This is a genomic window from Curtobacterium sp. Csp2 (genome assembly GCF_013347165.1).
In genome coordinates this window covers 421451-434859 of sequence record NZ_CP054593.1, presented here as the reverse complement: position 1 = coordinate 434859, position 13409 = coordinate 421451, and the positions used below count along the sequence as shown (strand labels likewise).

Here is a 13409-nt window from a genome sequence, read left to right as displayed (position 1 = left end):
GCCTCCGTGCGGGTCCACGCACGGAGCCGGCCTCCGCGCGCGTGCTGCGCCGGGCCAGGCCCGGCACGGTCGGCGCCGGGACGTCACCCGCGCAGGTGCACGGGGACCGCCGTCACTGCTGGTGGTACGGCGCCACGACCACTTCTACTCGCTGGAACTCCTTGACGTCGGAGTATCCGGTGGTGGCCATCGATCGACGCAGGGCGCCGACCAGGTTGGCGCGGCCGTCCCACGACGGGGTCGGGCCGTTCAGGACGTTCTCGAGCGGAGCGATCTGGCCGACCTCGACCCGGCGGCCGCGGGGCAGCTCCGGGTGGTGCGCCTCGGCACCCCAGTGGAAGCCGCCACCGGGGGCCTCGGTCGCGCGGGCCAGGGCGGTGCCGAGCATGACCGCGTCCGCGCCGACCGCGATGGCCTTGACGATGTCGCCGGCGGTGTCGAGGCCGCCGTCCGCGATGACGTGCACGTACCGGCCGCCGGACTCGTCCATGTAGTCGCGACGGGCACCGGCGACGTCCGCGACCGCGGTGGCCATCGGCGCGTGGATGCCGAGCGCCGCACGGGTGGTCGACGCCGCACCGCCGCCGAAGCCGACGAGGACGCCCGCGGCGCCGGTGCGCATGAGGTGCAGCGCCGACGTGTACGTCGAGGCACCGCCGACGATCACCGGGACGTCGAGCTCGTAGATGAACTTCTTGAGGTTGAGCGGCTCCTGGTTCTGGGAGACGTGCTCGGCGGAGACCGTGGTGCCGCGGATGACGAACAGGTCGACCCCGGCGTCGACGACGGTCTGCGAGAACTCCTGCGTGCGCTGCGGGCTGAGCGACCCGGCGACCGGGACCCCGGCGGCGCGGATCTCGGCCAGGCGCGCGGTGATCAGCTCGGCCTTGACCGGCTCCGAGTAGATCTCCTGCATGCGACGGGTGACGTTGCCGTCGGTGAGGGTCTTGATCTCCTCGTAGAACGGCGTCGGGTCCTCGTAGCGGGTCCAGAGGCCCTCGAGGTCGAGCACGCCGAGGATCCCGAGCTTGCCCATCTGGATGACCGTCGCCGGCGAGGACACGGAGTCCATCGGCGCGGACAGGATCGGCGACGCGAACGTGAACGCGTCGATCGACCACTGCACGCTCACGTCGTGCGGGTCGCGGGTGCGCCGCGAAGGGACCACCGCGATGTCGTCGAACGCGTACGCCCGATGGCCGCGCTTGCCTGCACCGATCTCGACTTCAGTCACCGGGCAAGCCTAGCGGGCGGTCCCGTCCCGCGGGCGGGTGCGTCGGGCCCGCCGGTTCCGCAGCACCCGCAGGACGAGCCCGAGCAGGAGCGCGAGCACGGCGAGGACGACGAGGAGCACCGCGGCGACCTTCACGAGCAGGGCGGCGCCGACGAAGAGCGCGGCGAAGACCACCCAGACGAGGGCGTCGAGCACGAGGGGGCCGGGGGTGCGCACCCGCGTCACGCTAGCCGAGTGGCGGGGGCGGGTCGTGCCTCCAGGCCGGTTCCGCACCACGCGCCCGGCGCGGGACGGCGTGTGACCGGACCGGTTCGTGGAACGGGGCCGCGCGGCGCGACAGCAGCCAGCGCGACCCCGTCCGGGACGGGTACCACCCCCACAGCGGTACCCGTGTGTCGACGTGACGCTAGCGCGCCTCGTCGACGTCCTTGGCGAGCGTCCCCAGGTAGAGCTCGATGACCTTCGGGTCGTCGGCGAGCTCCCGCCCGGTGCCCGAGTACGCGTTCCGCCCCTGGTCGAGCACGTACCCACGATCGCAGATCTGCAGACAGCGTCGCGCGTTCTGCTCGACCATGATGATCGACACCCCGGCCTTGTTGATCCTGCGGGTGCGGATGAAGGTCTCGTCCTGGCGCACCGGCGACAGTCCCGCGGAGGGCTCGTCGAGCAGCAGCACCTTCGGGTCCATCATCAGGGCACGCGCCATCGCGACGGACTGCCGCTCACCACCGGACAGGGAGCCCGCCCGCTGCGTACGACGCTGGCCGAGGACGGGGAACAGGTCGTAGATGACCTCGAGCCGCTCCGCGAACTTCTTCGGGCGCAGGTACAGGCCCATCTGCAGGTTCTCCTCGATGGAGAGCGAGGGGAAGACGTTGTTCGTCTGCGGGACGAAGCCGACGCCGGCCTGCACGAGCTTGTTCGCCCGGAGGTTCGTGATGTCCTCGCCCTGCAGCGTGACCGAGCCCTCGCGGATGGACACGAGGCCGAACAGCGCCTTGAGGAGCGTCGACTTCCCGGCGCCGTTCGGGCCGATGATGCCGATGAGCTCGCCCGGGTAGCAGTCCAGGTCGCAGCCGTTCAGGATGTTGACCCCGGGCAGGTAGCCCGCGACGAGGTTCTTGGCGCTGAGGACCGGCTCGCGGTCCAGGGTGGCCACCGGAGACGGACTGGAGGCGCGGCTCGCGTCGGCTGCGTTCGTTGCGTCGGTCATCGGGTCGCCTCCTGCTCGTCTTCTTCCTTGACCTCTTCGGCGAGTTCCTCGTAGGTCTCCTCGGTGAGGAGCGCGTCGTCGCCCAGGTCCGTGTCGTGGTGCGCACCGAGGTACGCGTCGATGACCGCGCGGTCGTCCATCACGGTGTCGGCCGGCCCCTCGGCGACGACCTTGCCCTCGGCCATCACGACGACCCAGTCCGAGATGTGCCGGACCATGTGCATGTCGTGCTCCACGAACAGCACGGTCATGCCGTCGTCGCGCAGGGACTTGATGTGCCCGAGCAGCGACTGGGTCAGCGCCGGGTTCACGCCGGCCATCGGCTCGTCGAGCATGATCATCGTCGGGTCGGACATCAGCGCCCGGGCCATCTCGAGCAGCTTCCGCTGGCCGCCGGAGAGGGACCCCGCGTAGTCGTCCTTCTTCTCGAGCAGCTTGAACCGGGCGAGCAGGTCCTCGGCCTTGGCGGTGATCTCCTGCTCGCGCTTCGACCAGAGCGGCTTGACGAGGGCGGCGAAGAAGTTCTCGCCGGGCTGGTCGCGGGCGCCGAGCAGCATGTTCTGCATGACGGTGAGGCGGCTCAGCGCCTTCGTCAGCTGGAACGTGCGGACCATGCCCTTGTTCGCGATGTGGGTCGCGCTGGTCTTCTGCAGGGTCGTGCCGTCGAACGTCGTGCGGGCGCCCGGGCTCGGCTTGTCGAACCCGGTGAGCAGGTTGAAGAAGGTCGTCTTCCCGGCACCGTTCGGGCCGATCAGCGCCGTGATGGTGCCGCGCTGCACCTCGAGGTGGTCGACGTCGACCGCGGTCATGCCCCCGAAGTGGCGGGTGACCGTGTCGACCATGAGGATCGGGTCGGTCTTGCTGTGGGCGTACGGCTCAGACACTGAACGTCAGCTCCTTCTTGTTGCCGAGGAGTCCCTGTGGACGGAACACGATGAGGAGCATGAGCGCGACGCCGACGAGCACGTAGGAGAACTGCTCGGCCTGCTGGGCGTTCATGATCGAGTCGGGGATGAAGTCCCCCGCGAGGGTCCGGATGAACAGGCGGACCACGAAGAAGAGCACGGCGCCGAGGACCGGGCCGAAGACCGTCGCCGCACCGCCGAGGATGAGCGCCGTCCAGATGAAGAAGGTCATCGACCGGCCCATCGCGTCCGGCTGCACCGAACTCGGCAGGACGTAGATCACCCCGGCGACCGCACCGAGCGCGCCACCGAACACGAGCGCCTGCATCTTGTACGAGTAGACGTTCTTGCCGAGGGAGCGGACGGCGTCCTCGTCCTCGCGGATGGCCTTCACGACACGGCCCCACGGGCTGCGCATGAGCAGGAAGAGCACCAGGGTGAACAGGGCGACGAGGCCCCAGGCCGCGATGCGGATCCACCAGCCGTTGACGCCGTTGTTCGAGTACGTGAACCACAGGATGCTCGTGGTGCCGTCGGGCAGCGGGCTGAGCGCGTTGAACGGGTCGCGGTACGCCGAGCCGGCGATGCCGTTCGAGCCGCCGGTCGTGCTGGTCAGCAGGCTCGAGCGGCCGACCATGCGGATGATCTCGGCGCCGGAGATCGTCACGATCGCCAGGTAGTCGCCGCGCAACCGCAGCGTCGGGATGCCGAGGATCACCGCGAAGACGATCGCGACGGCGAGCGCCACCAGCACGGCGACGACGAAGGGCAGGCCGTTCGTGATGGAGATCGCGAAGCCGTAGGCGCCGAGCAGCAGGAACGCCGCCTGGCCCATGTTGATCAGGCCGGTGAGGCCGAAGTGCACGTTCAGCCCGATCGCGGCCAGGGCGAACGCCGCCGTGGTGGGGGCGAGGGCCTCCTGCGTCAGCGAGCTGAGCAGGTTCAGGATGTAGTCCATGTCGCAGCTCCCTTAGCCGATGCGCTCGGCGCGACCGAAGATGCCCTGCGGCCGGAACAGCAGGATGAGGATGAGGATGACGAGCGCCGTGGCGTACTTGAAGTCGCCGGGGAGCACGAGGTTGGTGAGCTCGACGACGACGCCGATGATCATCGAGCCGACGAGGGCGCCGTACGCGGTGCCGAGGCCGCCGAGCGTGACCGACGCGAACATGAGCAGGAGCAGCTGGAGACCGGTCTGCCAGTTCACGCCGTTCAGCACGAGGCCGAGCATCACGCCGGAAAGGCCCGCGAGGCCGGCGGCGAGCGTCCACACGAACCGGATCACCCGGTCGACGTCGATGCCGGACGCCGCGGCGAGCGCGGGGTTGTCCGAGACCGCGCGGGTGGCCCGGCCGAAGCGGGTCTTCGCGAGGAAGAGCCCGGTGCCGACGAGCACGACGAGCGCGATCGCCATCGCGACGTAGGACTGCACCGTCAGGGTGAGACCGGCGAACGTGACCGTCTCCGGGTTGCCCTGCTGGATGCGGACCGTCGAGGCACCGAAGAAGTACTGGAACGCGTACTGGGCGGCGATCGACAGACCGATCGTCACGATCATGAGCTGCGTCAGGCTGATCCGCTTGCGGCGCAGTGGCTTCCAGATCGCGGCGTCCTGCAGGTAGCCGGTGGCCGCGCAGAGCAGCGTGACCACGATCCCGGTCACCCAGATGTTCCACCCGAGCTGGTTCGCGAAGACGTAGGCGAGCAGACCGCCGAGGGTCACCTGCTCGCCGTGCGAGAAGCTCGACAGGCCGGTCGTGCCGTAGATCAGCGAGAGGCCGACCGACGCGAGGGCGATGAGCAGGCCGAGCCGGATGCCGGAGGCGAGCTGCTGCCAGGCCCGGGCGAACGTCAGGCTCGACGAGTCGGTGTCGGTCGTCGCGCCCTGCTGGTCGGAGAGCTGGAAGATCTGCCCGACGTTGGCGTTCAGCGTGGCGTTGACCTTGCGGTCGGCGTCCGCGGCGTTCGTCAGGTACTGGCCCTTCGGCAGCGATCCCTGGTCGACGCTCACCGTGTACTGACCGGCCGTCGTTACGCTCACGGACCAGCGGCCGGTGTCGTCGGTGGACGCGGTCTGCGCGAAGCCGCCGGGGCCGGACACGTCGACGTCGATGCCCTTCGCGGGCTTCCGCTCGGAGTCGAGGATGGTGCCCCGGATGCAGCCGTTGGTGGGGCTCACGGTGCAGGGCCCGGTGCTGGCCGGGGCGCTCGCTGGGGCGCTGGCCGGGCTGCTGCTGCTGGCGGTGACGCTGCCGGCGGTGACGCTGCTGGTGCTGCTGGTGGTGCTCGTCGCCGCCTCCGCCGCGGGCGACACTGCCCAGTCGACGGCGAAGGTGGCGAGGAAGGCGAGGAAGAGCACGGCGGCGAGGACCAGGCGACTGCGACCTGGAGCCCCGCGGCGGAGCCGGCGCATGAGCGCTGACCCCGGGGGAGTGATGGAACCCACGGATGAGCCTCTCGTTCGGATAGTCGAGGACCCTAGGGATTTTTTGTGTCCCCCGTGTTTCCGTCACGTCTCCTGCACAAATCGTGCTGCTTTCGTGACCGATGCCCTGTCGATCCGCACCAATCCGCCCGTCCGGTCGGTACAGGATTCTCAGCAATCGTCTCGCGCACCCGGACACGGCCGGGCGCGGCTCGGCTCGGGCGTGTCTGTGCGGTCTGCCTGGCGGAGCCTTCGGAATGGCACGTGTACCGCGCGCGTTACCATGGCCCATCGGGAACCCGACGACGCGCCCCGGTGCCCACCACTTCACCTCGCCCACGAAGGGGACCCATGGACCAGCCGGATCCGTTCGGATTCATCGGACTCACGTACGACGACGTCATGCTCCTGCCGGGACACACCGACGTCATCCCGAGCGAGGCGTCCACGACGTCCCGGCTCACCAAGCGCATCTCGGTCAACGTCCCGCTGCTCTCCGCCGCGATGGACACCGTGACCGAGGCCCGGATGGCGATCGCGATGGCTCGTCAGGGCGGCATCGGCATCCTGCACCGCAACATGTCGATCGAGGACCAGGCGGCGTACATCGACAAGGTCAAGCGCTCCGAGTCCGGCATGATCACGAACCCGGTCACCACGACCCCGGACGCGACCGTCGCCGACGTCGACGCGATCTGCGGCCAGTTCCGTGTCTCCGGCCTGCCGGTCGTCGAGTCGGACGGCACGCTCGTCGGCATCATCACGAACCGGGACATGCGCTTCGTCGCCCCGTTCGAGATGGCCACCACGCTCGTCCGCGACGTCATGACCAAGGCGCCGCTCGTCACCGCGCTCGAGGGCATCGACCCCGAGGACGCCGTGGCGATCTTCGCGCAGCACAAGATCGAGAAGCTCCCCCTGGTGGACGCCGACGGCAAGCTCCGCGGCCTCATCACCGTCAAGGACTTCGACAAGAGCGAGAAGTACCCGGACGCCACGAAGGACGACGAGGGCCGCCTGCGGGTGGGCGCGGCCATCGGCTTCTTCGGTGACGCCTGGCAGCGCGCCGAGGCCCTGCGCGACGCGGGCGTCGACGTGCTCGTGGTCGACACCGCGAACGGCGAGAGCGAGGGCGTCCTCGACATGGTCCGTCGCCTGAAGGCGGACGCCTCGTTCGCCGGCATCGACGTGATCGGTGGCAACGTCGCGACGCGGCAGGGCGCGCAGGCGCTCATCGACGCCGGTGTCGACGCGGTCAAGGTCGGCGTCGGCCCTGGTTCGATCTGCACCACGCGCGTCGTCGCGGGTGTCGGCGTGCCGCAGGTCACCGCCGTGTACGAGGCGTCGCTCGCCGCGCGAGAGGCCGGCGTGCCGGTCATCGCCGACGGCGGCCTGCAGTACTCGGGCGACATCGCCAAGGCCCTGGTCGCGGGTGCGGACACCGTGATGCTCGGCTCGCTCCTCGCCGGCACCGACGAGTCCCCCGGTGACCTGGTGTTCGTCGGCGGCAAGCAGTACAAGGCCTACCGCGGGATGGGCTCCCTCGGCGCCCTGCAGACCCGCGGCGAGAAGACGTCGTACTCGAAGGACCGCTACTTCCAGGCCGACGTCCCCTCGGACGAGAAGCTCATCCCCGAGGGCATCGAGGGCCAGGTCCCCTACCGCGGCTCCGTGGCGAACGCCGTTTACCAGCTCGTCGGCGGCCTGCGTCAGTCGATGTTCTACGTCGGCGGTCGCACCGTCCCCGAGCTCAAGGCCCGCGGCAAGTTCGTCCGCATCACGGCCGCGGGGCTCAAGGAGTCGCACCCCCACGACATCAAGATGGTCGTCGAGGCCCCGAACTACCGCGGCTGACCCCCGGCCCGGCTCGGCTCGTGGACCCTTCTGCACGAGACGCCCTCGATCGCGCGAGACGCCCCCGTTTTCGGGGGCGTCTCGCGCGTTCGGGGGCGTCTCGTCGTCATCAGGCCGTCTCGCGTCGTCCTCCACCGCCCCACCCGGACGGGAGGCACTCCACAGGTCCGCCCCGTCCGCCACCGACCGACGTGTGGTCGCGTCAGTGTGGTCGCCATGACATCGATCCCCACCTCCCGGCCCGGCCGACCGGTGGTCGTGCGTCGTCCCGCCGACCTGGCAGACCCGGTCCGTCTGTTCCACGGCGCAGCTGTCGAGCGCCGGGAGTGGGAAGCCCTGGACGCGCTCGGGCGACGGCAGTTGGTCGTGCGTTCCCGGATCGCTGGCCTGCAACGCCGCGTCGTCGCATCCCACCGGTCCGCCGGGGCGCTCTGGGGGCTCCCGGAACTCGGACGGTGGGACTCGCGGCTGCACGTCATCGACCCGGGCATCACCAAGACCCACGTCGGCCGCGGCGTCGTCCGGCACGCGGGTCAGATCGCCCCGGACGAGACCGCAGAGCTCTCGGGGACGCCCGTGACGTCCCTGCTGCGGACCGTGACCGACATCGCGCACACCGTTCCGCTCCGGCACGGTGTCGTCGTCCTCGACCACGTCCTGCACACCGGGCACACGGACCGTTCGGCACTGCAGCGAGCGTTCGACCAGCGCGCGGGTCGGCGCGGCAACCGCGTGGCGAGATCTGCACTGGACCTGGCCGACGACGCGTCGGAGTCGCCTGGTGAGTCGAGCAGCCGCGTCACCATGCAGGACCTCCGTGTCCCGCCGCCGATCCTGCAGCAGGAGTTCGCGACGGACGCCGGACGTTTCCGGGTCGACTTCTGGTGGCCGGACGTCGGGGTCGTCGGCGAGTTCGACGGTCGCGTCAAGTACGACGACCGGGACGTGCTGTGGGCCGAGAAGCGACGGGAGGACGCGCTCCGACGACTCCCCCAGGTGTCCGGCTTCGCGCGGTGGGGCATGCGCGAGGCAGGCGACCCCATCCTCCTCGCCCACGTGCTCCTGGCAGCGGGCGTGCCGCTCGGACGCGGGTGGGTGGCGCGGCCCAGGTGATGCTCCGGGGGCACCCCGCCGTCCACGCGACGCCCCCAGGTGCTCGAGACGCCCTCGCCCGTGGCGGCGTCGCGGCGGGAAGGAGGCGTCTCGACGGGACGCGTGCGTCTCGACCATCCGGCGCCGGCCCGACGACGAGCGAGTGTCCCGGAAGGACCGCTCCACCGGTGCGGAACCGTCCGGACGGACTCCTCATCAGGGGTTCCGGTGCAGCCGCTCAGATGAGTCACGGGTCTGTAACGAAACGTCCAGGGGAGGTCGACGGACACACACGCGAAACACATCGGCCCTAGTTTTCTCGGCAACCCACGCGGAGGTGCGGCACTCGACCCGATGTCGGACGCCTCACGCGCAGAGAAAGGGCTCCACGGATGACCAGAACCACCCGTGCCACCACGGCACTGGCAGTGGCGGGAGCGGCAGCGCTCCTCCTCGCCGCGTGTTCCACCACCGGCAGCGCCGGGACCGACTCCTCCGCCTCGGCGAGCGGCGCGAAGAAGGACCCGGCCGCGAGCTGCAAGGCGCCCGACACCCCGGGCACCGACGCGCTCAAGATCGGCACGATCCTGCCCCTCACCGGCACCCTGTCGTACCTGAACCCGCCGGCCGAGTCCGGTGTGGGCCTGGCCGTCGAGGACATCAACGCCGCGGGCGGCGTGCTCGACAAGGACGTCAGCATCGACCCGGCGACGGACTCCGGCGACAGCAACGACATGACCGTGTCGAGCTCGGCGGCGACGAAGCTCGTGAACGCCAAGGTCCCGGTCGCGATCGGCGCCGAGTCCTCGAGCGTCACGCTCAACGTCATCGACCAGCTGACGAGCAACTGCATCGTGGAGATCTCGCCCGCGAACACGGCGACCTCGCTCTCCGGCTACTCGTCGTACTACTACCGGACCGCTCCGCCGGACTCGGTGCAGGGTTCGGCGCTCGGCCAGCTCGTCACGGGTGACGGCAACGCCAAGGTCGCGTTCCTGGTCTTCAACGACACGTACGGCACGGGTCTCCGCGACACCGTCCAGAAGGCCATCGAGGCCTCCGGCGGCCAGGTCGTCTACGGCGGCAAGGGCAAGGGGCAGGAGTTCCCGCCCGGACAGACGACGTTCTCGTCCGAGGTCACCGCGGCGCTCGCCACGAAGCCGGACGCGATCGTCGTGCTCGCCTTCGACGAGACGAAGTCGATCATCCCCGAGCTCAAGTCGCAGAACGCGGACATGGCGAAGATCTACATGTCCGACGGCAACACCGCGGACTACTCGAAGGACTTCGACAAGGGCACCCTCGAGGGCGCACAGGGCACCATCCCCGGCGCGAGCCCGAAGGACGAGCTGAAGCAGCGCCTGTCGGACTACTACCAGAAGACCGCCGGCAAGCCGCTCGCGGACTACTCGTACGCGGCCGAGTCCTACGACGCCACGACGCTCGCCGCACTCGCCGCGGTGAAGGGCAAGGGCACCGACTCCGGCACCATCCAGAAGAACATGGCCGCGGTGTCCGGCGCCGACGGCGGGACCGAGTGCACCACCTTCGCCGACTGCAAGAAGCTGCTCGACGAGGGCAAGGACATCCATTACACCGGCCCGTCCGGCATCGGTCCGTTCGACGAGAACAACGACCCGTCGAGCGCCTACATCGGCATCTACAAGTTCGACGGTGACAACAAGCCCGTGTACCAGAGCGCCATCCAGGGCTCGGTCTCGAAGTAACACCCCTGCAAGGACGACAGTCCCCCGCGGATCATCCGCGGGGGACTGTTGCGTGCGCCCGCCACTCCGGCAGACGGTCGGCGCCGGCCTGGAGGCACGGGTCGGTCCCGTCAGACCGGCTCGGCCGCCGTGGGTACGAGCGTCCGGCGCCTGGCTGCCCGGGCCGCCGCGAAGCTGTCGACCGTGAGCACGACGAGCGCCACCCACACGATCCCGAAGCCGATCCAACGCGCCGGCGGCATCGCCTCGTGCTGCACGACGACCCCGACGAGCAGCTGCATCACCGGCGCCAGGTACTGCGTCAACCCGAGCGTGGACAGGCTCACCCGCCGCGCCGAGGACGCGAAGAGCAGCAGCGGCACGGCCGTCGCGGGCCCGGTCAGCACCGTGACGAGGACGTGCGGCCAGCCCTCGCTCGTGAAGGTCACCCCACCGCCGAGGCCGGTGACCCCGAGCACGACGAGCGCGCCCACGGCGATCGGCAGGAGCCAGAGCGTCTCGATCGTCAGCCCGCTCAGCGCGTCGACCGTCCCGCCGACGCGCTTCTTCACCAGCCCGTACAACCCGAACGAGAACGCCAGTGTCAGCGAGATCCACGGGACCTGGCCGTAGCCGACGGCGATGACGACGACCGCCACGATGCTGATGCCGACCGCGGCCCACTGCGCCGCACGGAGCCGTTCGCGGAGCACCACGATCCCGAGGGCGATCGTCACGAGCGGGTTGATGAAGTACCCGAGGGCGGCCTCGACCGTGTGGCCCGTCGTCGTTGCGGCGACGTACACGGTCCAGTTGACCAGGATGAGGACGGCCGCGAGGCCCATCACGAGCATCACCCGGCGCTGGGCGAGCAGGGAGCGGGTGCGGAGCCACGAGCGGGTGACGGCGATCGCGACGGCGCAGAAGACCAGCCCGAAGACGATCCGCCACGCGACGATCTCGAACGCGCCGGCGGGGGCCATCGCCGCGAAGAGCAGCGGCATGAGTCCCCACAGCCCGTACGCAACGATCGCCTGGACGACACCGACGGATGCCTCGGAGCGGGCGGGGCGCGTCGGGGTCGGTTCACTCACGGAACCATCCTAGGAAGCCGGACCGACGCGACGGACCGGCACCGTGCCTCCCGGCCGGAAGGCGCACCGGACGTGTGTCGGACGCGAGCTGCACGCCCGCTGGACGCGTGCTGCACGCACGAACGCCCCGCCGGCCGGAGCCGTGCGGGGCGTTCGTCAGGTGCTGGGTGTCAGCGCTCGATGACCGCGAGGACGTCGCGAGCCGAGAGGACCAGCAGGTCCTCGCCCGAGTACTTGACCTCGGTGCCGCCGTACTTCGAGTAGATGACCTTGTCGCCGACGGCGACGTCGAGCGGCACGCGGTTGCCGTTGTCGTCGATGCGACCGGGGCCCACGGCGACGACCTCGCCCTCCTGGGGCTTCTCCTTCGCGGTGTCCGGGATGACCAGGCCGGAAGCAGTGGTCTGCTCCGCCTCGACCTGGCGGATGACGATGCGATCCTCGAGCGGCTTGATGGTGACGGCCACGGTGACCTCTTCTTTCTCGGTACTGACTCGGTACAGATGGGAACCGGTTGGCACTACGCACAGGAGAGTGCCAACGCGAGTCTAGGGACAGTCTGGCACTCGGTCAATCCGAGTGCCAGGCGGCTCCGGCCCTCTCGGCGACCTGGGAGGATCGAGGCGTGGACGCCGCCGATCTCGCACAGCTGCTGACCCCCGAGGGGATGGCCCTGCTCGACCGTACCCCCGGCATCTCCGACGGCGGCGAGATCGTCCGCGTCGTCTCCCGGCTCCGCGCCGAGGGCCACGACCCGGGGCTCGTCGCCGCCGTGCTCACCCAGGCGCGACTCCGACAGCGGGCCCGCGGCAAGTTCGGCGACTTCGCCGGGCGCATGCTCTTCACCGAGGCCGGACTCGAGCAGGCGACCCGGCTGCAGGTCGCCGCGTTGCACGCCGGACGCTTCGTCGGCGCCGGACTCACGCGGGTCGCCGACCTCGGCTGCGGGATCGGCGGCGATGCGCTGGCGATGGCCGCGCTCGACCTCGACGTCACCGCCGTCGACCGGGACGAGGTCACGGCGGCCGTCGCGACGCACAACCTCGCGCCGTGGCCGAACGCCCGGGTGGAGCTCGGCGACGCGGCCGGGTTCGACCTCGGTCGGGTGGACGGCGTGTGGATGGACCCGGCCCGTCGGACCGCCGGGCACGCGAACACCCGGCGGCTGGCGGACCCGGACGACTGGTCGCCGTCGCTCGACACGGTCTTCGCGGCCGCGACGACGACCCCGACGGGCGTCAAGCTCGGGCCGGGCATCGACCGCGACCTCATCCCGGACACGCTCGAGGCGCAGTGGGTCTCCGTCGACCGCGAGGTCGTCGAGCTCGTGCTCTGGTCCGGTCCCCTCGCCCGCCCAGGCATCCGACGTGCCGCGACGGTCATCGGCGCACACGGCACCGCGGAGCTGACCGCTCCCGGGGACACCGAGGACGTCGAGGTCGGCCCCGTCGGCGACTACCTGTACGAGCCGGACGGCGCGGTGATCCGCGCGCGGCTGATCGGGGACCTCGCCCGGTCGCTCGACGGCCGGATGCTGTCCGAGGGCATCGCGTACGTGACCTCGGACCGTGCGGTGGCGACGCCGTTCGCGCAGGGCTTCCGGGTGCTCGACACGATGCCGCTCGACGTGAAGCAGCTCGCGGCACGCCTGGCGGCGGAGGACGTGGGCACCGTCGAGATCAAGAAGCGGGGTGTGGACGTCGACCCGGCGCAGTTCCGGAAGCGGCTGCGGCTGCGGGGCCGGCGCGCGGTCACGCTCGTGCTCACCCGCCTGGAGGGACGACACACGGCGATCCTGTGCGAGCGGCTCGTCGACGTGGCCGGCTGAGCCCGCCACGGACGACGACGGGCCCCGCGTGGTTGCGCGGGGCCCGTCGCCGTGGTCG

12 protein-coding genes are annotated in these 13409 nt (G+C 70.4%); 4 read left to right on the top strand and 8 right to left on the bottom strand.

Annotated elements, in window-relative coordinates; translation table 11 throughout:
- Positions 1–112: 112 nt before the first annotated feature.
- From HUN59_RS02190 to HUN59_RS02165, 6 genes are all read right to left on the bottom strand, one after another.
- Positions 113–1234, bottom strand: coding sequence for a GuaB3 family IMP dehydrogenase-related protein (locus HUN59_RS02190; protein ID WP_058741284.1), 1122 nt, complete (start codon positions 1232–1234; stop codon positions 113–115).
- Between the two features lie 9 nt (positions 1235–1243).
- Positions 1244–1450 (bottom strand): hypothetical protein, encoded by a 207-nt coding sequence (locus HUN59_RS02185; RefSeq protein WP_174777362.1) that lies wholly within the window; start codon positions 1448–1450, stop codon positions 1244–1246.
- Positions 1451–1640: 190 nt separating this feature from the next.
- Entirely contained in the window at positions 1641–2447 is an 807-nt protein-coding gene (locus HUN59_RS02180) for an ABC transporter ATP-binding protein (protein ID WP_058741286.1), read from the bottom strand.
- Positions 2444–3289 (bottom strand): ABC transporter ATP-binding protein, encoded by an 846-nt coding sequence (locus HUN59_RS02175; RefSeq protein ID WP_254630034.1) that lies wholly within the window; start codon positions 3287–3289, stop codon positions 2444–2446. Before HUN59_RS02175 ends, HUN59_RS02180 begins: the two co-directional genes overlap by 4 nt.
- A gap of 34 nt (positions 3290–3323) precedes the next feature.
- A complete protein-coding gene (locus HUN59_RS02170; RefSeq protein ID WP_058741288.1) occupies positions 3324–4310 on the bottom strand; it encodes a branched-chain amino acid ABC transporter permease in 987 nt (328 codons plus the stop codon).
- A gap of 12 nt (positions 4311–4322) precedes the next feature.
- Complete coding sequence (locus tag HUN59_RS02165; protein WP_254629969.1) at positions 4323–5798, bottom strand: branched-chain amino acid ABC transporter permease; 1476 nt, start codon at positions 5796–5798, stop codon at positions 4323–4325.
- A 330-nt stretch (positions 5799–6128) separates the two neighbouring features.
- Between HUN59_RS02165 and guaB the strand changes: the two genes are divergently transcribed.
- From guaB to HUN59_RS02150, 3 genes are all read left to right on the top strand, one after another.
- Positions 6129–7631 carry an IMP dehydrogenase gene (gene guaB, locus HUN59_RS02160; protein ID WP_174777360.1) on the top strand — a complete coding sequence of 501 codons (1503 nt, stop codon included), beginning with the start codon at positions 6129–6131 and terminating at the stop codon, positions 7629–7631.
- Between the two features lie 216 nt (positions 7632–7847).
- Entirely contained in the window at positions 7848–8744 is an 897-nt protein-coding gene (locus tag HUN59_RS02155) for a hypothetical protein (protein WP_174777359.1), read from the top strand.
- Between the two features lie 371 nt (positions 8745–9115).
- On the top strand, positions 9116–10450 hold the full coding sequence (locus HUN59_RS02150; RefSeq protein WP_141863117.1) for an ABC transporter substrate-binding protein: 1335 nt from the start codon (positions 9116–9118) through the stop codon (positions 10448–10450).
- Positions 10451–10560: 110 nt separating this feature from the next.
- Here the strand turns inward: HUN59_RS02150 and rarD are convergent, their stop codons facing one another.
- Together rarD and groES are read right to left on the bottom strand one after the other, a co-directional pair.
- Complete coding sequence (rarD, locus tag HUN59_RS02145) at positions 10561–11523, bottom strand: EamA family transporter RarD (protein WP_174777358.1); 963 nt, start codon at positions 11521–11523, stop codon at positions 10561–10563.
- Positions 11524–11693: 170 nt separating this feature from the next.
- The gene (groES, locus tag HUN59_RS02140) at positions 11694–11990 is read right to left on the bottom strand and encodes a co-chaperone GroES (protein ID WP_058743061.1); all 297 of its coding nucleotides are present in this window, start codon (positions 11988–11990) and stop codon (positions 11694–11696) included.
- Positions 11991–12148: 158 nt separating this feature from the next.
- Between groES and HUN59_RS02135 the strand changes: the two genes are divergently transcribed.
- Entirely contained in the window at positions 12149–13351 is a 1203-nt protein-coding gene (locus HUN59_RS02135; RefSeq protein ID WP_141863119.1) for a class I SAM-dependent methyltransferase, read from the top strand.
- Positions 13352–13409: the final 58 nt, after the last annotated feature.